Below are 20,628 nucleotides of genomic sequence, written 5' to 3'. Positions count from 1 at the left end.
CCATGTCGTTAAGCGTGTTCGACCTGTTCAAGATTGGCATCGGCCCCTCCAGTTCCCACACCGTCGGCCCGATGCGTGCAGCTGCGCGTTTCGCCGAAGGGTTGCGCCGCGAAGGGCTGTTGGCCGCCACCACCTGCGTCAAAGTCGAGCTGTACGGCTCGCTCGGCGCCACCGGCAAGGGCCACGGCAGCGACAAGGCTGTGTTGCTCGGCCTCGAAGGTGAACACCCGGACACCGTGAATACCGAAACCGTGGCCGCCCGTCTGCAAGAAATCCGCGGCAACGGTCGCTTGAACCTGCTCGGTGAACACAGCATTGCGTTCAACGAGAAAGAACACCTGGCAATGATTCGCAAACCCTTGCCCTATCACCCCAACGGCATGATCTTTCGCGCCTTCGACGCCGCCGGCCTGCAGATCCGCAGCCGCGAGTACTACTCGGTCGGGGGTGGTTTTGTGGTCGATGAAGATGCCGCCGGCGCCGACCGCATCGTCGAAGACGCCACGCCGCTGACCTTCCCGTTCAAAAGTGCCAAGGACTTGCTCAGTCATTGCACCACCTACGGCCTGTCCATCAGCCAGGTGATGCTGACCAACGAAAGCGCCTGGCGCCCGGAAGCGGAAACCCGCGCCGGCCTGCTGAAGATCTGGCAAGTCATGCAGGACTGTGTCGACGCCGGTTGCCGCAACGAAGGCATTCTGCCCGGCGGGTTGAAGGTCAAGCGTCGCGCGGCGGCACTGCACCGGCAATTGTGCAAAAACCCGGAATCGTCACTGCGCGATCCGCTGTCAGTGCTGGACTGGGTCAACCTGTACGCCCTGGCGGTCAACGAAGAAAACGCCAATGGCGGACGCGTCGTCACCGCGCCCACCAACGGTGCGGCCGGGATCGTTCCGGCGGTTTTGCATTACTACATGCGCTTCATTCCCGGTGCCAACGAAGACGGCGTCGTACGCTTCCTGCTGACGGCGGCGGCCATCGGCATTCTCTATAAAGAAAACGCCTCGATCTCCGGCGCCGAAGTCGGCTGCCAGGGCGAGGTCGGCGTGGCCTGTTCGATGGCGGCCGGCGCCTTGTGCGAGGTCCTTGGCGGGACCGTGCAGCAAGTGGAAAACGCCGCCGAAATCGGCATGGAACATAACCTCGGCCTGACCTGCGACCCGATTGGCGGGCTGGTGCAAGTGCCTTGCATCGAGCGCAACGCCATGGGTTCGGTCAAGGCGATCAACGCGGTACGCATGGCCCTGCGCGGCGACGGTCAGCACTTCGTCTCCCTCGACAAGGTCATCCGCACCATGCGCCAGACCGGCGCCGACATGAAAAGCAAATACAAGGAAACCGCCCGCGGCGGTTTGGCGGTCAACATTATCGAGTGCTGATGCTCACGCGCACTGCACACTTTTTCAGGAGCTGAATATGTCCACCGAACAATTGCTGAAAACCCCGCTGCACGCACTGCACATCGAACTCGGCGCACGCATGGTGCCGTTCGCCGGCTATGACATGCCGGTGCAATACCCGCTCGGCGTGATGAAAGAACACCAGCACACCCGTGATCAGGCCGGGCTGTTTGATGTGTCGCACATGGGCCAGATCCGCCTGACCGGCGCCAATGCCGCCAAGGCCCTGGAAACCCTGGTGCCGGTGGACATTATCGACCTGCCGGTGGGCATGCAGCGCTACGCCATGTTCACCAACGAAACCGGTGGCATCCTCGACGACCTGATGGTCGCCAACCTCGGTAACGACGAACTGTTCCTGGTGGTCAACGCAGCCTGCAAGGATCAAGACCTGGCGCACCTGCGCAAGCACATCGGCGAGCAGTGCACCATCGAGCCGCTGTTCGAAGAACGCGCCCTGCTGGCGCTGCAAGGCCCGGCCGCCGTCACCGTGCTCGCACGCCTGGCGCCGGAAGTGGCGAAGATGACCTTCATGCAGTTCACCCGCGTGAAACTGCTGGGCGTGGACTGCTTTGTCAGCCGTTCGGGCTACACCGGTGAGGACGGTTTCGAAATCTCGGTACCGGCCGCCAACGCCGAAGCCCTGGCTCGCGCCCTGTTGGCTGAACCTGAAGTGGCGGCCATCGGCCTTGGCGCTCGCGACTCGCTGCGCCTGGAAGCCGGTCTGTGCCTCTACGGCCACGACATGAACACCGAGACCACCCCGATCGAAGCGAGCCTGCTGTGGGCCATCTCAAAGCCTCGTCGTGCCGATGGCGCGCGGGCCGGCGGCTTCCCTGGCGCTGAAACCGTGTTCGCACAACAGCAAGGTGGCGTCAGCCGCAAGCGCGTCGGCCTGCTGCCTCAGGAACGCACACCCGTGCGTGAAGGCGCAGAAATCGTCAACGAGGCCGGCGAGATCATCGGCGCCGTTTGCAGCGGCGGCTTCGGTCCGACCTTGGGTGCTCCTTTGGCCATGGGTTACCTCGACAGCGCTTATATCGCTATCGACACACCCGTATGGGCGATCGTCCGTGGGAAAAAGGTGCCTTTGCTTGTAAGCAAAATGCCATTTGTTGCACAACGCTACTATCGCGGCTGATTGATTGTTTCTATAAGTAACGCGGTTGCGTTGACAGTGCACTAATGTGTAACGCAACCGCCATAAAATAGTGCATATCTTTATAGCCAGCCTTCGTTTATGAACGTTGCTTATAACGATCGAAAACAATTGAACAGCGGCAAAGAATAAGACGGCACTAGTGGATCGACTAGTACCCTCAACCTGAGTAAAACCGGGCCTCTGACGGGGCTTGTTTTTTCTCCCGTAGTTGGCGTAGAGTTTATTCACTGTGTTTGCATGGGTCGCTTGGAATCGTGACCTGGGCAGTAGCCTACAAGTTAGCTACATCCCGTTCGACGTCTTCTTACTCTCCTGCAACCAGCCCCAGTACTCTTTCATGAGAAGGAGACTGTCATTAATTTTTGCGTCAAAGGAAATAAGAAATGTCCCAACGTCAGAGCGGTACCGTCAAGTGGTTTAACGACGAGAAAGGTTTTGGTTTTATCACTCCTGAAAGCGGTCCGGATCTGTTCGTGCATTTCCGCGCCATCCAGGGCAACGGCTTCAAGAGCCTGAAAGAAGGCCAGAAAGTGACTTTCGTTGCTGTGCAAGGCCAGAAAGGCATGCAGGCTGACGAAGTACAAGCAGAAGCCTAATCTTCTGTTACGAAAAAGCCCCTGATGCTGACATCAGGGGCTTTTTTGTGCGCGCAAATCCGTAAAATGGCTTTTTTTTCCGCCCAGAGGCTGCCATGTCGAAACACCTGCTCAATCCCCAGGGCGACTTTCCCGCCGCCACCCTGGGTCGTCGCCTGGCAGCGATGTTCTATGACTTCCTGTTGTGTACCGCCCTGCTGATCGTCACCAGCGGCGTCTACAAGATGATCCAGATGGCGATCCTCGGCGAAGAGAAAATGCGCACCCTGACTGAAGCCGGCGCGCTGGACGGGGATCCATTACTCTCGACGGTGCTGCTGTTTGTGCTGTTCGGTTTCTTCGCCAAGTTCTGGACCTGGTCGGGCCAGACCCTCGGCATGCAGGTGTGGTGCATCCGTGTGCAGAATGCCGATGGCTCGTCCATCAGCCTGTGGCAGGCGTTGTTGCGCTTTGTGGTGTCGATTGCTTCTTGGCTGTGCGTGGGCCTGGGGTTTATCTGGCCATTATTTGATAAGCAGAAACGCAGCTGGCATGACATGTACTCCAACACACAGCTTGTGCGCATCCCGAAGAAAACCAAGTAATTCAGCTATACAGAAACCACTGTGGGAGCAAGCTTGCTCCCACAGGTTTTTTAGGACTGGCTCAAAGAGTTCAGGCGTTACCGGCGAGCTTCATCCGCGCAGCCTGAGTAAAGTCCAGCATGCGCTTCAACGGCCGAATCGCCTGCGGAATCAACGCTGGATCCACAAAGATCTCGTTAGTCCCTTCCTTCAAGCACTTCAGCGTGCGCTCAAGGGTGTTCATCGCCATCCACGGGCAGTGCGCGCAACTGCGGCAGGCTGCGCCGTTACCGGCCGTTGGCGCCTCGATGAAGACCTTGTCAGGGCACAGCTGCTGCATCTTGTAAAAGATGCCGCGATCGGTGGCGACGATCAGGGTCTTGTTCGGCAGACTCTGTGCCGCCGCAATCAACTGACTGGTGGAACCGACGGCATCCGCCAGCTCGATCACCGAGGTCGGCGATTCCGGGTGCACCAGAATGGCGGCATCCGGGTACAGCGCTTTCATGTCTTCAAGCTGCTTGGACTTGAACTCTTCGTGAACGATGCAGGCACCGTCCCAGAGCAGCATGTCCGCACCGGTCTGGCGCTGAATGTAGGTGCCCAGGTGCTTGTCCGGGCCCCAGATAATGGTCTCGCCGTTATCCATCAGGCTTTCGACGATTTCCAGCGCACAGCTGGATGTCACCACCCAGTCCGCCCGCGCCTTGACCGCCGCCGAGGTGTTGGCATACACCACCACCGTGCGTTCCGGGTGCTGATCACAGAACGCCGAAAACTCGTCCACCGGGCAACCCAGGTCCAGCGAGCAGGTCGCTTCCAGGGTCGGCATCAGAATGCGTTTTTCAGGGTTGAGAATTTTGGCGGTTTCGCCCATGAACTTCACTCCGGCGACCAGCACGGTCTTGGCCGGGTGAGCACTGCCGAAGCGGGCCATCTCCAGTGAGTCGGAGACGCAACCACCGGTTTCTTCGGCCAGGGCCTGAATCACCGGATCGCAATAGAAGTGAGCAACCAGCACCGCGTCCTGAGCCTTGAGCTCGGCAGCGATGGCGGCACGGTAAAAAGCTTCCTCCTCGACGGTCAGCGGCTTGGGCTGCTTGGCGTCGAGGTGAGCTTGAACCAGAAGGCGTTCGGAAATCTGCGTCATGTTCGCAAGACCTGCAGGCGCTTTCGCGCGAAAGTCGAGTATACACCCGGCTCCGGACCCATCAGGGTACCGCCGGGAGAGTGAGTATTCATCAGGCACGGACAGCGTTGAAGTTGCGCAAGGCTACAGAATATCCCGTGGATGCAAAAGATGATTCTGACCTGCGTCATGCGATGCAGCCCAGGGCCTGGGCGAGCTCAAATCGCGGGCAAAAAAAAATCCGGAAATCCTCACTTGCGTGGGCCTTCCAGACTTTTAAAACTGCTACAAAAATGGTGGGTCGTGTGGGATTCGAACCTACGACCAATTGGTTAAAAGCCAACTGCTCTACCAACTGAGCTAACGACCCGCTGTGTGGTGGCGCGTATAATACTGATTTTTAAGGACTATTCAACACCTAATTTGAAATAAATCAAAAATAAGGTGTTGGGTCGCTGATTCCGGCCGCCGCAAAGCCTTCTGCACGCAGTCGGCAGCTGTCGCATTTGCCGCATGCACGGCCGTCATCGTCAGCCTGATAGCAGGAAACCGTCAGCCCGTAATTGACGCCCAGCTTCACGCCCGCCTCGACAATTTGCGCCTTGCTCAGGTTCTGCAGGGGCGCCTGGATACGGAAGCCATTGCCCTCTACCCCGGCTTTGGTCGCCAGATTGGCCATGCGCTCGAAGGACTCGATGAACTCGGGACGGCAGTCCGGGTAACCGGAGTAATCCACCGCATTCACGCCAATGAAGATGTCACGCGCACCGAGCACTTCAGCCCAGCCCAAGGCCAGCGACAGGAATACCGTGTTGCGCGCTGGCACGTAAGTCACTGGAATGCCCTCCCCCAGCGCCTCCGGAATGTCGATGCTGCTGTCGGTCAGCGCCGAGCCGCCCATACCGTTCAGGTTGAGGCCGATCACCTTGTGCTCGACCACGCTCAGGTCACGGGCAACGCGTGCAGCGGCGTGCAACTCTGCCTGGGAGCGCTGACCGTAATCAAAGCTCATGGTGTAGCAGCTGTAGCCTTCGGCGCGGGCCATGGCCACGACAGTTGCCGAGTCCAGCCCGCCGGACAGCAGGATGACTGCTCGTTTTTCAGCGGTGTTCAGTTGTTCCGTCATTTCAGCGCCCCGGCTCGTCATTCCAAAGATATTTATGCAGCTGCAATTGCAAACGCACTGGCAGGTTGTCCGCCACCACCCAATCCGCCAGGTCCCGAGCATTCAGGTCGTGGTGGCTTGGCGAGAACAGGACTTCGCCGGCACGCTGGTCAAGACCGTACTGGATCAGCTTGGACACGGCCCAGTCGTAGTCTTCCCGCGAGCAGATGACGAACTTCACCTGATCGTTAGGCGTGAGCAGCTCGATATTTTCGTAGCGGTTGCGATGTGCTTCTTTCGAACCCGGGGTTTTCAGGTCGACAACGCGACTGACCCGGGAATCTACCGCCGAGATATCAAGCGCACCACTGGTTTCCAGTGACACTTCGTAACCGGCGTCGCACAACTGCTTGAGCAATGGGATGGCGTTAGGTTGTGCCAGTGGCTCGCCACCGGTAACACACACATAACGGGGGCGGAAACCGGCCACTTGCTCGAGGATGTCGTCGAGCGGGCGAAGGGTGCCGCCAGTGAACGCGTAGGCGCTGTCACAGTATTGGCAACGCAAAGGGCAACCGGTCAGGCGCACAAATACTGTAGGCAGCCCGGCAGTTCGCGTTTCACCCTGCAACGAGTAAAAAACTTCGGTAATTCTCAATGTGTCTTGCATAGTCGCCACGGGCATAACAGCTAAACAGGCTGTCCGCCTCCGTCAGGCACTTCAAGGAACCCCGCCACCGCGCAGATCCCAAAAAGCGTGTTTCATAAAAAGGGCGTGAATTCTAACGAAAAAACCCGCGACAAGCGCGGGTTTCTTCGAAACGGGTCAAGCAGCCCTTACATTTTTTGCAGATCACGCTGAGCCAACTGAGCGGCGGAGGTGCCCGGATATTGCGACACAACCTGCTGCAGAATGCCTTTGACCTTGTCGGTGTGACCGAGGCGGCGCTCTACATCAGCCAGCTTGTACAACGAATCAGGCACTTTGGCGTGCTTTGGGTACAGCTGTGAAACCTTGGCAAACGCCTGACCTGCACCTTGCAGATCGCCTTTGGCCAGGTTCACTTCGCCCAACCAGTACTGGGCATTGCCCGCGTATTGACTGTTCGGGTATTTGCGCAGGAAAGCGGCAAAAGCCTGGCTGGCCTTGTCGAAATCCTTGGCTTTGATCAGGTCGAAGGCTGCATCGTAATACAGCTTTTCCTTCGCCGGATCCGCCGGTTCGCCACCCGCGGCAGGTGCTTGAGCGGCAGCCGCTCCTGCACTTGCGCCAGCAGCTGCTGCACTAGGGGCATTCAAATCGCCACCAGTGGAAGAATTTTCAGGAGTCGCGGCAGGTGCAACGCCGGTTCCTATGCGCCGATCAAGATCCTGATATCGCTCCAGGTTCTCTTGCTTCATGCGCGCTACATCATTTTGCAGTTCTTCGATCACACCCTGTTGGCGCGAGATCTGGTCCTGCATTTGTTGCAGTTGGTTGAACAGCTGACCCTGTGCCGAGACAGGGGTTGAAACCCCTCCCCCGGCATAGGCGCCGTTCGTACCGTAACCCGCAGGCGGATAACTACTCCCGCTGTTAGAACCGGAGTTGTTATCGACCACAGGAACCGCAGCCCACACCGCAAGCGGTGCGAGACTGAGAGCCAAGACAGTTACAGCACGACGGCACGTTCGCATGACGAATTACTTACGCAGTTCGACGCGACGGTTTTGAGCCCAGGACTGCTCGTCGTTGCCGGTAGCAACTGGACGCTCTTCGCCGTAGGAAACCAGTTCCAGCTGAGCTGGGGAAACGCCTTGCAGTACCAGGTAGCGTTGAACGGCTTTCGCACGACGCTCGCCCAGTGCCATGTTGTACTCACGAGTACCACGTTCGTCGGTGTTGCCTTCCAGAACAACGCGAGCGCCGTTTGCTTTCAGGTCTTTGGCGTGAACGTCCAGAGCGCGCATGGCTTCTGGCTTCAGGTCCGAGCTGTCGTATTCGAAGTAGAAGGTGGTGATTGCGCGCAGAGCAGCTTCTTCGCTCAGGGAACCGTCAACGGCACCAGTGTTTGCGCCGTAACCAGCGTTTGGATCAACAGCGCCTTCACCGGCGTTGTCGCCGCCTTTGGACGAGCAACCTACAGCTACAGCCATGGCCAGAGCCAGCGCAGCAAATTTACCAAACTTCAGCATTTCCATCGTGAAACTCCTAATGAACCCCAGTGTGTTAAGTAAAACGTGTAGCGCCGCGTCAGTTCAGGTAAGGGGACCAGGAAGGTTCTCGAACTTCGCCTTGAGCGGTAGGAAGCGGGAGCCTTACGCGTCCATTAATGGACACGAGCATCAAGACTCCCCGGCCCTGCTGGCGGGTGGCGTAGATTACCATGGTGCCGTTGGGCGCAACAGTAGGCGACTCGTCCAGAGTGCTATCAGTGAGGATCTTTACACTACCTCGCTGCAAATCCTGGGCTGCCACCTTGAAATTGGTGAAGCCGTCCTGGCGGTGAATCATCACCAGGGTCTTTTCATCAGCCGACAGTTTAGGGTTGGCGTTGTAGTTACCGATGAAGGTCACACGTTCCGCACCGCCACCACTGACACTGGTTTTATAGATCTGCGGCTTGCCGCCACGGTCGGAGGTGAAGTAGATGGTCGAACCATCCTTACCCCAGAACGGTTCGGTGTTGATGCCGGGACCATTGGTGACGCGGGAGATCTGACGCGAACCCAGGTTCATCACATAGATGTCCGGGTTGCCATCCTTGGACAGGACGAATGCCAGGCGATTGCCATCCGGCGACCAGGCTGGCGCGCCATTCAGGCCTTCGAAGTTGGTGATCTGCTCGCGGCGACCGGTGTCGATGTTCTGCATGAAGATGCGCGGACGCTTCTGCTCGAACGACACATAAGCGATGCGCTTGCCATCCGGTGCAAAACGCGGCGACAGGATAGGCTCGCGCGATTGCAGCAGGGTCACGGCACGGGCACCGTCATAGTCCGAACGTTGCAGTGTGTAGCGCGTGTTCTTCTCGGAGAAACGCTCGGCGGTCACGTACAACAGACGCGTCGAGAACGCACCTTTGATACCGGTGAGTTTTTCGAACGACTGGTCGGAGATGTAGTGCGCCATGTCGCGCAGTTGATCAACGCTGCCCGACACGCTGCCGGTCAGCACTTGCTGCTCGGTGGCGACGTTGAACAGAGCGTACTGAACCTGCAGGCGACCGCCTGCTGGCACGATACTGCCGACCATGATGTATTGGGCGCCAACCGCTTTCCAGTCACGGTAAATGATTTCGCTGGCCTGGCTCGGCTGGCTGATCATGTTCTGCTTTGGAATCGGCGCGTAGTAACCCGAGTTGCGCAGGTCGTTACCGATGATTTCAGCCATGTCGTCCGGCAGCACGCTGCCGCCCTGGAAACCGAATGGCACGACGGCAATTGGAGTGGCCTGGGAGCTGCCACTGCTGACCAGGATATTTTTTTCATCTGCCGTGGCCAGTCCTGCGAAGCAGAACATGACTACAAGCAGTCCTCGAAGAAGGTTTCTCACAAGGCTAGATCCTCAGGTGTGAATGTCATCTTGAATGAACGATAGGGTGCGAAATCAGCTGGCTTCAGACCCTGCATTTCGGTCAAACGACCAATATTTTTTACCGCCGCTACTGCTGAACTGTCGAACGGCACATCACCACTGGAATGAGCAACCGATACGCCGGAGATCGTTCCGTCAGGCAGCATGTTGATTTGCAGAATCACTTTCATGCCCTTGCGGGCCGACGGTGGCTGCGCCCAACCTTCAGAAGCGCGCGAACGAATCAGATCATCGAAGTTGCCCGCGGTCTCATCACCCTGCTCATCCGCCAACGCCTGTTGACGCTCCGGCTTGTCGGACAGCAAATCAGCCAAGGCCTGCGCCTTTTTGTCTTCAACCGATTTACGTGCCGCATCCTGCGACTTCTTCTTCGCAGCATCGGCAGCAGCTTTCTTCTTCGCGTCTTCGGCGACTTTCTTCTTCGCCTCTTCAGCTTCAGCTTTCTTCTTGGCGTCTTCGGCGGCTTTCTTCTTCGCGTCTTCGACGATTTTCTTCTTGGCTTCTTCAGCGGCCTCTTTCTTGGCCTCTTCTTCAGCTGCTTTCTTGGCTTCTTCTTCGGCTTTCTTCTTGGCTATATCAGCCAATTGTTTCTCTTCTGCCTTTTTGGCTTCGGCGGTCTTCTTCGCTTCATCGGCTTTCTTGGCTTCATCAGCCTTTTTCGCCTCATCCGCTTTCTTCGACTCGTCGGCCTTCTTGGCTTCCTCGGCCTTTTGAGCCGCTTCTTCTTTCTTTTGTTCCGCAGCCTTCACCGCTTCCTGCTCGACCTTTTTCTGTTCCATCTGTTCGACTTCAGTTTGACGCGCAGCAGATTTCTGCGCTTCACCCGCAATCTTCTGATTGGTCTGGGTGGTCGCCCGACTTTTCGATTTCAGCTGGTACAGGGTCGCCTGGACAATCGGCTTGGCCGGCGGCAACTCAGGCGTCATGGCAAAACTGACAAACAGCATGCCGAACACCAGCACGTGCAAGCCAATCGCCCAGACACTAGGCCAGAAGTAGCTTTCCGAGGCTGTTGGCTCTCGTTGTTGCTGCATCAGGGCGCCTCGGTAATCAAGCCAACGTTACCGACTCCGGCCTTCTGCAACCCGCCCATGGCGCCCATGACCGAACCGTAATCAACGGTCTTGTCGCCACGGATGAACACCTGAGTACGCTTGCCACCTTCAGTGCCGGCACGAATGATCTTGGTCACCGCGTCAGTCATCTGCGGCAAGGTCATGGCCTTGTCCTGCTGCTTTTCGGTGTCGACTTCACTGCCAAGGTTCCAGTAGTAGGTCTTGTCAGCCTTGATCGAAATGGTCAGGACCTGGGTGTTGTTGTCCTGCGGCAAGGCTTCGCTGGAAACCTTGGGCAGATCAACTTTCACGCCCTGATTGAGCATCGGCGCGGTCACCATGAAGATGACCAGCAGTACCAGCATCACGTCGATGTAAGGCACTACGTTCATCTCGGCAACCGGCTTGCGCTTTTTGCGAGCTCGAGCGATTAAAGCCATTGGAAATTACCTGCTTATTCTTCGCTGGTGTGCACTTTGCGGTGCAGGATCGCCTGGAATTCATCGGCGAAGGTGTAGTAACGGCTCAGCAAGGTTTCGCTGCGAGCAGAGAAGCGGTTGTAAGCAATAACGGCCGGGATGGCAGCGAACAGACCGATCGCGGTGGCGATCAGCGCTTCGGCGATACCGGGAGCCACAGTGGCCAGGGTCGCTTGCTGGGCCGAGGCCAGGCCACGGAAGGAGTTCATGATGCCCCAGACCGTACCGAACAGACCGATGTACGGGCTCACGGAGCCGACGGTGGCCAGGAATGGCAGGCTCTGCTCGAGCTTCTCTTCTTCGCGGGAAATGGCGACGCGCATGGCACGGGCCACGCCTTCCATGACCGCTTCCGGGTCAACGCCTGGCTGCTGGCGCAGACGGGAGAATTCCTTGAAACCGGCACGAAAAATCTGCTCGACGCCCGAATCCGGGTCAGGGTTGCTGCCGGCCTGACGGTAGAGTTTGGACAGGTCGATACCGGACCAGAAGCGCTCTTCGAAGCTCTCCAGGGCACGTCGACCGGCGCGAATCAAATTGCTGCGCTGAAAAATCATGATCCATGAGGTCACCGATGCGGCTACCAGGATCAGCATTACCAGTTGCACCACGATACTGGCATTGCTGACCAGGCTCCACATGGAGGAATGGTCGACGACGTTAGCTTCCACGCTTTATCTCCTGCTTTGAGTGTGTACCCGCGCCGCTCACGTCGGCAAAGGCCGCACGTAGAGCTTCGGGAATGGCCCGGGGTTTCAAACTGTTAGTGCGCACACAGGCCACCAAAAACTGCCCTTCGCAGAGCAGCACATTATCCGTTGCCCGCCTGACCTGCTGCTTGAAACGCAGGCTGACCCGGTTCAATTCGATTACTTCAGCGCTTACCAGAAGCTCGTCGTCCAGTCGCGCCGGCGCGTGGTAACGCGCTTCGCTGGAATGCACGACAAACAACAGGTCCTCCCCTGCCAGCGCCGATTGGGCAAAGCCCAGATCCCGGAGCCGCTCGGTTCGAGCCCGTTCCATAAACTTGAGGTAATTGACGTAATACACGATGCCGCCCGCATCGGTGTCCTCGTAATAAACGCGACAACGATGTGTGAACGGCTCAAGCCCGTTTTGCGCGCGCATACTCTAGTGCTTACTCCTCAGGTTGCCAATCCGGCCAGGCAACTGTTTTTCATTGATCTGCGGGCTTTTTTCGAAAAAGCACGGTCCTCGGACCGCACAAAAGCCGAATATATCAGCGCGCAAAAATTATTAATCATCCACGGCGTCAAGGAACTCGTCTACCACGGGCATTTCGCCCAATCGTGACGGAATATTTAAACCGAAGTGCAAATACGCATGCCGGGTCACCACTCGCCCCCGCGGGGTGCGCATGATGTAGCCCTGCTGGATCAGGTACGGCTCCAGCACGTCTTCAATGGTGTGGCGTTCTTCACTGATGGCCGCGGCCAGGCTGTCCACTCCGACCGGCCCGCCGTCGAACTTCTCGATCATGGTCAACAGCAGACGTCGGTCCTGGTGGTCGAAACCACGTTCGTCGACATCCAGCAGGTTCAACGCGAGGTCGGCAATCGGCTTGGTGATATGGCCCTTGGCGCGCACCTCGGCGAAATCGCGCACCCGTCGCAACAACCGGTTGGCGATCCGCGGCGTACCGCGGGCACGTCGGGCGATTTCGAAGGCACCTTCCGGGTCCAGCGGCAAACCAAGGATGCTCGCCGAACGGCTGACAATCGTCGCCAGGTCCGCGGTGCTGTAGAACTCCAGGCGCTGGACGATACCGAAGCGGTCGCGCAAGGGGTTGGTCAACATGCCCGCACGGGTCGTTGCACCGACGAGGGTAAAGGGTGGCAAATCAAGCTTGATCGAACGCGCGGCCGGCCCTTCGCCGATCATGATGTCGAGCTGGAAATCTTCCATGGCCGGGTACAGCACTTCTTCGACAATCGGCGACAGGCGATGGATTTCGTCGATGAACAGCACGTCGTGGGGTTCAAGGTTGGTCAACAGCGCTGCCAGGTCGCCCGGACGTTCCAGAACAGGACCCGATGTGCTCTTGATCGACACGCCCATTTCCTGGGCGATGATGTTCGCCAGAGTGGTTTTACCCAGGCCCGGCGGACCGAAGATCAGCGTGTGATCCAGCGACTCGTTGCGCCCACGGGCGGCCTGGATGAACAACTCCATTTGCTCGCGAACGGTCGGCTGGCCGATGTATTCGGCCAGACTGACAGGACGAATCGCCCGGTCCTGGACTTCCTCGCGGTCACGGGGACCTGGCGTGGCGGCTATCAGACGATCAGCTTCAATCACTTAAATCATTCCCTTCAGGGCACGACGAATCAGGTCTTCACTGCTCAAGCCTTTCTCCTTGATCGCGGAAATCGCCTTGCTGGCCTCCTGCGGCTTGTAGCCCAAGGAAATCAGCGCGCTGACCGCATCGTTTTCAGCGGTGGCGACCGGCGCCGGCGCATCTGGCCCGCCCGGCTGGTTGGGAACCAGCGCGAACATCGCAGGTACGGTTTCCCACGCCTTGAAGCGGTCCTTGAGTTCCACCAGCAAACGTTCAGCCGTCTTCTTGCCCACGCCCGGCACCTTGGTCAGCGCCGAGGTGTCCTGGGACTGTACGCAACGGACCAACTCATCGACTTCCAGACTGGACATCAAGGCCAGCGCCAATTTCGGCCCTACACCATTGAGACGGATCAGCTCGCGAAAAAAGTCTCGCTCACGCTTGCCGAAGAAGCCATAGAGTAACTGCGCGTCTTCGCGTACGACCAAGTGGGTGTGCAAGGTCAGCGGTTCACCGACCGACGGCAAGCGATACAGCGTGGTCATGGGCACTTCCAGCTCATACCCCAGACCGTTTACATCCAGAATCAGGTGCGGTGGCTGTTTTTCAGCCAGTGTGCCGCGCAAGCGTCCAATCACGTTACAGATCCTTGAGCGTTGGCCAGATCAATGCCTGGCGACCGACAGAGCAAGGGTTCGCGTCGACAACACAGACACGAAGACCCTCATTCCATAAAAAATGATTGCTGATGCTATCAGAGACGCAGGCGCCCGCCACGACTGCGTGCCGTCCCCAGGCCATGGGGCAGCAGACTGGAACGGGTGTGCGCATGGCAAATGGCGATGGCCAGGGCGTCAGAAGCATCGATTTGCGGTTTGCTGGTCAATTTCAGCATGTGCATGACCATCATTTGCACCTGTTCTTTGTTCGCCGCACCGGTGCCGGTCACTGCCTGTTTGACCTGGGTCGCGGTGTACTCGGCGATTTCCAGGCTTTCTTCGGCACCGGCAACGATGGCCGCGCCGCGCGCCTGACCCAGCTTCAGTGCAGAGTCGGCATTGCGCGCCATGAAGACTTTTTCGATGCCCATGGTGACCGGGCCGTATGTCTGGATGATTTCACGCACGCCGCGATAAACGATTTGCAGACGCTCATGCAATTCTCCCGAGCCGGTACGAATGCAGCCCGAGGCCACATACACACAGCCACGCCCGGTATCGCGCACCACGCCATAACCGGTAATACGCGAACCGGGGTCGATACCAAGAATTAAAGTCATAACGCCTGCGGGTTAGGTAAGAGCACTTCAATACAGCAAACACCAACAGTGGGAGCTGACTCCCACCTTTGATCTTAGTCACCCTTAACCGAGTTGCGCGGCTACCGATTCCGGGATGTCCGCGTTGGAATAGACGTTCTGCACATCATCCAGGTCTTCAAGCATGTCGATCAGCTTGAGCACCTTCTCGGCGCCTTCCAGGTCCAGTTCGGCGCTGGTGGTCGGCAACATGACGATTTCAGCGTCGTCGCCTTTGAACCCGGCCGCTTCCAGCGCATTGCGCACGGAATAGAACCCGGCGAACGAGGTGAACACATCAATGGAACCGTCTTCGTGGGTGACCACGTCATCGGCGTCGGCTTCCATCGCCGCTTCGATCAGCGCGTCTTCATCAACGCCTGGCGCGAAGGAAATCTGCCCTTTACGCTCGAACAGATAAGCCACGGAACCGTCGGTGCCGAGGTTGCCGCCACATTTGCTGAACGCGTGGCGGACTGCCGCTGCGGTGCGATTACGGTTATCGGTCATGCACTCGACCATCACCGCCACGCCACCCGGGCCGTAGCCTTCGTAACTCAGCTCGACCATGTCGTCGGTGTCGGCAGCGCCGGCACCGCGCGCAACGGCGCGGTCAATGATGTCGCGACTCATGTTCGCGCCAAGGGCCTTGTCCAGCGCCAGACGCAGGCGCGGGTTGGAGCCCGGATCACCGCCACCCTGTCGGGCAGCAACGGTCAGTTCACGAATCCACTTGGTGAAAATCTTGCCCTTCTTGGCATCCTGACGTTCTTTGCGGTGCTTGATGTTCGCCCACTTGGAATGACCCGCCATAACTCGCTCCGAATTCTCTTTGAAACATTGCCCGCCACACTCAGTGTCGGCCAGCAACCAAAAAATCTCGACTTAAAGAAAAGGCGCACCCAAAAGGATGCGCCTTTGCGGTCAGCCTTACTCAGCCTTTGGCGTTTCGCGCAGACGAATGTGCAGTTCGCGCAATGCCTTGGCATCCACCTGACCCGGTGCCTGAGTCATGACGTCCGCCGCGCTCTGGGTTTTCGGGAAGGCAATTACTTCACGGATCGACTGGGCGCCAGTCATCAGCATCACCAGACGGTCCAGACCGAAGGCCAGGCCACCGTGTGGCGGCGCGCCGTACTTCAGGGCGTCGAGCAGGAAGCCGAACTTCTCTTCCTGTTCCGCTTCGTTGATGCCCAGCAGGCGGAATACGGTCTGCTGCATTTCCTTGCGGTGGATACGGATCGAACCGCCACCCAACTCGGTGCCGTTCAGCACCATGTCGTAGGCACGGGACAGAGCGGTCGCCGGGTTGGCTTCCAGTTCTTCCGGAGTGCACTTCGGCGCGGTGAACGGGTGGTGCAAGGCGGTGAAGCTGCCGTCGTCGTTCTCTTCGAACATCGGGAAATCGACGACCCACATGGGTGCCCACTTGCAGGTCAGCAGGTTCAAATCGTTACCGACCTTGATCCGCAGCGCGCCCAGGGCTTCGCTGACGATCTTGGCTTTGTCGGCACCGAAGAACACGATGTCGCCGTCAACCGCGCCAACGCGATCGAGGATCACATTGAGGTTGGCTTCAGGGATGTTCTTGACGATCGGCGATTGCAGACCTTCAACGCCTTTGGCGCGCTCGTTGACCTTGATGTACGCCAGGCCCTTGGCACCGTAGATACCGACGAACTTGGTGTAGTCGTCGATCTGCTTGCGCGGCATGCTCGCAGCGCCAGGAACGCGCAACGCGGCAATGCGGCATTTCGGGTCGTTGGCCGGGCCGCTGAACACCTTGAAGTCGACTTCTTTCAGTTGATCTTCAACGTCAACCAGTTCCAGCGGGTTACGCAGGTCCGGCTTGTCGGAACCGTAACGACGCATGGCTTCTGCGAAGGTCATGTGCGGGAAGTCGCCGAATTCCAGGTCCAGCACTTCCTTGAACAGGTTGCGGATCATTTTTTCGGTGATGCCCATGATCTCGTTTTCATCGAGGAAGCTGGTCTCGATGTCGATCTGGGTGAATTCCGGCTGGCGATCAGCCCGCAAGTCTTCGTCGCGGAAGCACTTGGCGATCTGGTAGTAACGGTCGAAGCCAGCCACCATCAGCAGTTGCTTGAACAGCTGTGGCGATTGCGGCAAGGCGAAGAACGAACCGGCGTGAGTACGGCTCGGCACCAGGTAGTCGCGAGCACCTTCAGGGGTCGCGCGGGTCAGGATCGGCGTCTCGACGTCAAGGAAGCCGTTCTCGTCCAGGAAACGACGGATGCTGGTGGTCATGCGCGAACGCAGACGCAGCTTCTCGGCCATTTCCGGACGACGCAGGTCAAGGAAGCGATAGCGCAGACGGGTTTCTTCGCCGACATCGGAGAACTCGTTCAGCGGGAACGGCGGGGTTTCCGACTCGTTCAGCACTTCCAGTTCGTAGCCGAGGACTTCGATCATGCCCGACGCCATGTTGGCGTTGGTAGCACCGGCCGGACGCAGGCGAACCTTGCCGGTGATCTTCACGACGTACTCGCTGCGCACGCGATCGGCGGCAGCGAAGGATTCAGCGCGGTCCGGGTCGAACACCACCTGGGCCAGACCGTCACGATCACGGATATCGAGGAAAATCACCCCACCGTGGTCACGGCGACGGTGAACCCAACCGCAAAGAGTAATTTCCTGGCCTTCCAGGCTTTCGTTCAGTTGGCCGCAATAATGGCTGCGCATCATGGTAGTGGTTTCACTTCTCGTAATTCGAAATTCGGTTGGAGTCCTGCCCATCCTGCCCTTGTTAAAGGTGCCTGATGGTGCAAGCGCTCTCACGTGTCGTTCAACTCAGGCCCTAGACCCTAGTCAGCTTTGTCGCCGCCGGCCAGGTTCTTCTTCGAGCCGGTCTTGAAATCGGTTTCGTACCAGCCGGTGCCGCTGAGGCGGAAACCTGGCATGGACAGCATCTTTTTCAGCTCTGGCGCCTGGCAGGCAGGGCAGTCGACCAGCGGTGCTGCGCTGATCTTTTGAATGGCTTCCAACTGATGACCACAGGAAGCACATTGATAGTCGTACATCGGCATGGGGGTTGTCTCGGCGATCAGATTGCTACCGCGCACGCTGGGTTTTGCGGCAAAGAGCGGGATTATATCCATTAAATGCAGCCTGTGCAGCCGTAAGACTGCACAGACTGACACTCAGTCCATTACGCCGCTCTGCGACTAAGGTGTCGCAACGCAGCCCCCTTCCTTCAAGCTGCGCACGACGCAGACAACCCGCACCAGCCCGGTGAAGTTCTTGACCCCGCCGTGACGCAAATGCACTTCGCGGTCCACATGGGACAACAGCGCACTGACCGAACAGCAATTGACCCTGGCCATATCGCCCAAAATATCCCAATAGACCTGCTCAAGCCGCAAGCAGGTCGCAAAACCATTCAAACACACAGAGCGGGATAAAGGCCGGGCCAATCCCATATCAAATTCACTGACGAACGGATCAACCCTGATCTCCCTCCCCTCGCCTGGCCTGTCTTCGTAAACCATATCGCTGACACTCCTTTGTCATTCCTTGCCTTCTATCAAGAGCTACATCTGTTGTGTTGCCTTATAAAAGCGCAGGCGCAAAGGGATATCCAGATGACTTTATGACCATCGACGTAGGATAAGCCAACAGTTGACAGGGGATCATGGAGCCCGTCCTAGGCCGGCCATTTTCCTACATGATCAAGCGCGATTTACCACGCGCAAAAGAGACTCTAAGAAGCAAAACGGCAAAGGGTCGGCGGCGGGCACGGCGACCTCGTCCTTAATAGAAGAAAGCCGCGCACAACAAACCTGCCAACACCCCACCGCCCCGAATGACGCACCGACCTGCGACAAATCAACCTCCCAGGCACCGCCGGACTGCCTGATTTGAGTAGCTGCAGGCTTTGCTGTTAAATAGACAGTGTGTCGCGACCGCCTATTTTTCGGGGGCTGCGCATAGGCTGATACCGAATACGTGCCCAACGCCTCTTATTGTTCCGAAGCGAACCGTATTCCATCAGCTCTTCCTCGTGATCCGTCTTAACGTGAGTTAATCAAAATGTTGAAAATCGTCCACCTGCTAACGGGCGCAGCGGCCCTGCTGCTGTCCTTCATCCCCAGCCTGCGAGCTGAAGCGATCCCTTACCTGCAACAACCCGATGCACTGTACCTGGCCTTTTTCGGCCTGCTGAACCTCACCCTTGCTCCTGTTATCCCTTACTGGAACAAAGGCCCTCGTCACCAACTGCAAAACCTGGTCAGCGTTCTGCTGGTACTGGCCGTCCTCCTGCAAATCCTGACATTGCTCGCGCCGATGCCCGTCATCGCCGGTCAACCTGCCGTCCTGTTCAGCCTGGTCGCAGCCATGGCCGCCGTGTTACTGCACCTGGGCGTCAGCTTCTACAAATCGTCACCAGCCGCCGCCTCGCCAAGCTATGACATGAGCAACCGCGATACCGGCACCGTCAAGTGGTTCAACACCTCCAAAGGCTTCGGCTTTATTTCCCGCGATTCCGGCGATGATATTTTCGTGCATTTCCGCGCTATTCGTGGCGAGGGTCACCGCGTTCTGGTCGAAGGCCAGCGCGTGGAATTCTCTGTGATGAACCGTGACAAAGGCCTGCAAGCCGAAGATGTGATCGCCGCACTGCCGCGTCGCTGATTCAAAGGCTAAAAAAAACCGCGAACAGCCAGGCTGTTCGCGGTTTTTTATTGGCTGCTTCTTTATCAAAAAAGTCAGTAATGCGGCGGCGGTGCTTCTTCTTCGAAGGTTTCGAACTGCCCGGCCATTTCTTCCTGGCGCTTGAGCAGTGCTGCCATTTGCAGCTGCAGGCGTTCAACGGCTCGCTGCTGCGTCGCCAGCACATCACTCAATGACTGGATGGTGTCATCCTGAAACGCCAACTGACTCTCCAGATCGGTAACGCGATCTTCCAGGCTCATGATTCAACCCTCCAGAAACGTAAAGTCTTCGGCTAACACCAAACGCAGCCGCTCGCGAATCGCAGCGATCTGGCCTGCATCATAGGGTTTGGCCGGCACCTTGCCCCAGACCGGCGCAGGCCAGGCGGCGTCTTCGCGTTTGCGCACGATCACATGCATGTGCAACTGGCTGACGACATTACCCAGCGCCGCAATATTCAGCTTGTCAGCGTCGAACGCATCCTTGAGCGTTTCCGCCAGCGCGGTTGTCTCCTGCCAGAGCTGTTGCTGCTCGGCGACACCCAACTGAAATATCTCGCTGATATCGTCGCGACGAGGCACCAGGATGAACCAAGGGTAATTCGAGTCATTGGACAACAGCAACCGGCAGAGCGGGAAATCCCCGATCGGTAGCGTGTCTTGTTGAAGCCGTGGATCTAAAGCGAACACTGTGCGCACTCCCGCCTGGTTCTCATTTTTCAGCTTAGCGCCCCTCCCGAGGGACGGCGCGCCAAGCGACAGGACGGCAGCATACCTGCGAACGGGTCTCTCTTCACGACCAGACACGCGCCCCGCCATGAGACATTTTTTGCCAGAACGCACCATTACAGGACCAACGCTCCGGCCAAAACCGCCGAAATGACTGATTAACAACGATGTGTTCGATTCAGACAAATAACAACACTGGATGAATTCAGCACAGTGATTCAAATTTTTTGCACCAAAAGCGCACAGCTCGTCTACGCTGAGTCGGTCAGCATCCGCCATCTACTCACTTTTGGGGTGAACCGGTAACGTTTTTGGTTGTCACGGCACCGAGCCGGAGGCTGGAACACGATGCAAACCTGGCGTCAAGCCCGAACAAAACGTGCTTGAAACGCCCGGTTTTATGAGGTTTTTACAGGTATAGACAAGCAGGCAGAAAAAAACAGCAACAAAATTCTGTTTTGTGCACGCTTGTTGCATTCACACCCACATCGCCTTGGATGTCTCTGCTGGAAGTGGGGGCCTCAAGGCAAATAAAAACAGCGGCAGGGTTGCCCGATGGAGATT

The 20,628-nt window shown here is 57.8% G+C and carries 24 protein-coding genes and 1 tRNA gene; 5 read left to right on the top strand and 20 right to left on the bottom strand.

Translation table 11 applies throughout. The features are described from left to right. Positions 1–2 precede the first annotated feature (2 nt). The 4 genes from AB4N43_RS23600 to AB4N43_RS23585 all read left to right on the top strand — a co-directional run bounded on the left by AB4N43_RS23600 (position 3) and on the right by AB4N43_RS23585 (position 3,742). Entirely contained in the window at positions 3–1,379 is a 1,377-nt protein-coding gene (locus AB4N43_RS23600; protein WP_027922949.1) for an L-serine ammonia-lyase, read from the top strand. Between the two features lie 37 nt (positions 1,380–1,416). After that, positions 1,417–2,541: a glycine cleavage system aminomethyltransferase GcvT gene (gcvT, locus tag AB4N43_RS23595; RefSeq protein WP_059182265.1), complete on the top strand. Its 1,125-nt coding sequence runs from the start codon at positions 1,417–1,419 to the stop codon at positions 2,539–2,541. 404 nt (positions 2,542–2,945) lie between these two features. Then, positions 2,946–3,158 (top strand): cold-shock protein, encoded by a 213-nt coding sequence (locus tag AB4N43_RS23590; protein ID WP_003175786.1) that lies wholly within the window; start codon positions 2,946–2,948, stop codon positions 3,156–3,158. A 95-nt stretch (positions 3,159–3,253) separates the two neighbouring features. Further along, positions 3,254–3,742 carry an RDD family protein gene (locus tag AB4N43_RS23585; RefSeq protein WP_027922947.1) on the top strand — a complete coding sequence of 163 codons (489 nt, stop codon included), beginning with the start codon at positions 3,254–3,256 and terminating at the stop codon, positions 3,740–3,742. Positions 3,743–3,812: 70 nt separating this feature from the next. Here AB4N43_RS23585 and nadA read toward each other — a convergent pair whose 3' ends face one another. The 18 genes from nadA to AB4N43_RS23495 all read right to left on the bottom strand — a co-directional run bounded on the left by nadA (position 3,813) and on the right by AB4N43_RS23495 (position 18,171). Then, complete coding sequence (gene nadA / locus AB4N43_RS23580) at positions 3,813–4,871, bottom strand: quinolinate synthase NadA (RefSeq protein WP_077748706.1); 1,059 nt, start codon at positions 4,869–4,871, stop codon at positions 3,813–3,815. 273 nt (positions 4,872–5,144) lie between these two features. After that, positions 5,145–5,220: transfer RNA gene (locus tag AB4N43_RS23575), tRNA-Lys, on the bottom strand. Positions 5,221–5,283: 63 nt separating this feature from the next. Then, positions 5,284–5,976, bottom strand: coding sequence for a 7-cyano-7-deazaguanine synthase QueC (gene queC / locus AB4N43_RS23570; RefSeq protein WP_460151996.1), 693 nt, complete (start codon positions 5,974–5,976; stop codon positions 5,284–5,286). A 1-nt stretch (position 5,977) separates the two neighbouring features. After that, positions 5,978–6,625 (bottom strand): 7-carboxy-7-deazaguanine synthase QueE, encoded by a 648-nt coding sequence (gene queE, locus AB4N43_RS23565; RefSeq protein ID WP_194940546.1) that lies wholly within the window; start codon positions 6,623–6,625, stop codon positions 5,978–5,980. Between the two features lie 167 nt (positions 6,626–6,792). Next, the gene (gene ybgF / locus AB4N43_RS23560) at positions 6,793–7,632 is read right to left on the bottom strand and encodes a tol-pal system protein YbgF (protein WP_027922943.1); all 840 of its coding nucleotides are present in this window, start codon (positions 7,630–7,632) and stop codon (positions 6,793–6,795) included. A gap of 6 nt (positions 7,633–7,638) precedes the next feature. After that, complete coding sequence (gene pal, locus AB4N43_RS23555; RefSeq protein ID WP_003178634.1) at positions 7,639–8,136, bottom strand: peptidoglycan-associated lipoprotein Pal; 498 nt, start codon at positions 8,134–8,136, stop codon at positions 7,639–7,641. 52 nt (positions 8,137–8,188) lie between these two features. Then, complete coding sequence (gene tolB, locus AB4N43_RS23550) at positions 8,189–9,457, bottom strand: Tol-Pal system beta propeller repeat protein TolB (protein ID WP_218186576.1); 1,269 nt, start codon at positions 9,455–9,457, stop codon at positions 8,189–8,191. Between the two features lie 29 nt (positions 9,458–9,486). Then, entirely contained in the window at positions 9,487–10,566 is a 1,080-nt protein-coding gene (gene tolA / locus AB4N43_RS23545) for a cell envelope integrity protein TolA (protein WP_027922941.1), read from the bottom strand. After that, a complete protein-coding gene (gene tolR, locus AB4N43_RS23540) occupies positions 10,566–11,018 on the bottom strand; it encodes a protein TolR (protein WP_161807482.1) in 453 nt (150 codons plus the stop codon). The genes tolA and tolR overlap by 1 nt, the downstream gene beginning before the upstream one ends. Positions 11,019–11,041: 23 nt before the next feature. Then, positions 11,042–11,737, bottom strand: a complete 696-nt coding sequence (gene tolQ / locus AB4N43_RS23535) for a protein TolQ (protein WP_027922940.1) — start codon at positions 11,735–11,737, stop codon at positions 11,042–11,044. Beyond that, complete coding sequence (ybgC, locus tag AB4N43_RS23530; protein ID WP_027922939.1) at positions 11,727–12,194, bottom strand: tol-pal system-associated acyl-CoA thioesterase; 468 nt, start codon at positions 12,192–12,194, stop codon at positions 11,727–11,729. The genes tolQ and ybgC overlap by 11 nt, the downstream gene beginning before the upstream one ends. A gap of 129 nt (positions 12,195–12,323) precedes the next feature. Further along, a complete protein-coding gene (gene ruvB, locus AB4N43_RS23525) occupies positions 12,324–13,385 on the bottom strand; it encodes a Holliday junction branch migration DNA helicase RuvB (RefSeq protein WP_027922938.1) in 1,062 nt (353 codons plus the stop codon). Beyond that, entirely contained in the window at positions 13,386–14,003 is a 618-nt protein-coding gene (gene ruvA / locus AB4N43_RS23520; protein ID WP_059182263.1) for a Holliday junction branch migration protein RuvA, read from the bottom strand. Positions 14,004–14,119: 116 nt separating this feature from the next. After that, the gene (ruvC, locus tag AB4N43_RS23515) at positions 14,120–14,644 is read right to left on the bottom strand and encodes a crossover junction endodeoxyribonuclease RuvC (protein WP_007945844.1); all 525 of its coding nucleotides are present in this window, start codon (positions 14,642–14,644) and stop codon (positions 14,120–14,122) included. Positions 14,645–14,728: 84 nt separating this feature from the next. Then, entirely contained in the window at positions 14,729–15,475 is a 747-nt protein-coding gene (locus AB4N43_RS23510; RefSeq protein WP_027922936.1) for a YebC/PmpR family DNA-binding transcriptional regulator, read from the bottom strand. Between the two features lie 117 nt (positions 15,476–15,592). Continuing rightward, positions 15,593–17,368, bottom strand: coding sequence for an aspartate--tRNA ligase (gene aspS, locus AB4N43_RS23505; protein ID WP_027922935.1), 1,776 nt, complete (start codon positions 17,366–17,368; stop codon positions 15,593–15,595). 119 nt (positions 17,369–17,487) lie between these two features. Then, complete coding sequence (locus AB4N43_RS23500; RefSeq protein ID WP_010457489.1) at positions 17,488–17,709, bottom strand: FmdB family zinc ribbon protein; 222 nt, start codon at positions 17,707–17,709, stop codon at positions 17,488–17,490. Between the two features lie 138 nt (positions 17,710–17,847). Continuing rightward, a complete protein-coding gene (locus AB4N43_RS23495; RefSeq protein WP_460151995.1) occupies positions 17,848–18,171 on the bottom strand; it encodes a ribbon-helix-helix domain-containing protein in 324 nt (107 codons plus the stop codon). Between the two features lie 541 nt (positions 18,172–18,712). Between AB4N43_RS23495 and AB4N43_RS23490 the strand changes: the two genes are divergently transcribed. Next, entirely contained in the window at positions 18,713–19,315 is a 603-nt protein-coding gene (locus AB4N43_RS23490) for a cold-shock protein (protein WP_460151994.1), read from the top strand. Between the two features lie 74 nt (positions 19,316–19,389). On the opposite strand, the gene AB4N43_RS23485 is transcribed toward AB4N43_RS23490, so the two are convergent. Both AB4N43_RS23485 and AB4N43_RS23480 read right to left on the bottom strand, forming a co-directional pair. Then, entirely contained in the window at positions 19,390–19,596 is a 207-nt protein-coding gene (locus AB4N43_RS23485; protein ID WP_010457497.1) for a SlyX family protein, read from the bottom strand. A 3-nt stretch (positions 19,597–19,599) separates the two neighbouring features. After that, positions 19,600–20,025, bottom strand: coding sequence for an HIT family protein (locus AB4N43_RS23480; protein WP_027922932.1), 426 nt, complete (start codon positions 20,023–20,025; stop codon positions 19,600–19,602). Positions 20,026–20,628: the final 603 nt, after the last annotated feature.

The organism is Pseudomonas sp. S2_B07 (genome assembly GCF_054668435.1).
The sequence above is the reverse complement of the archived record's forward strand: the minus strand, read 5'-3'. Positions and strand labels throughout refer to the sequence as shown.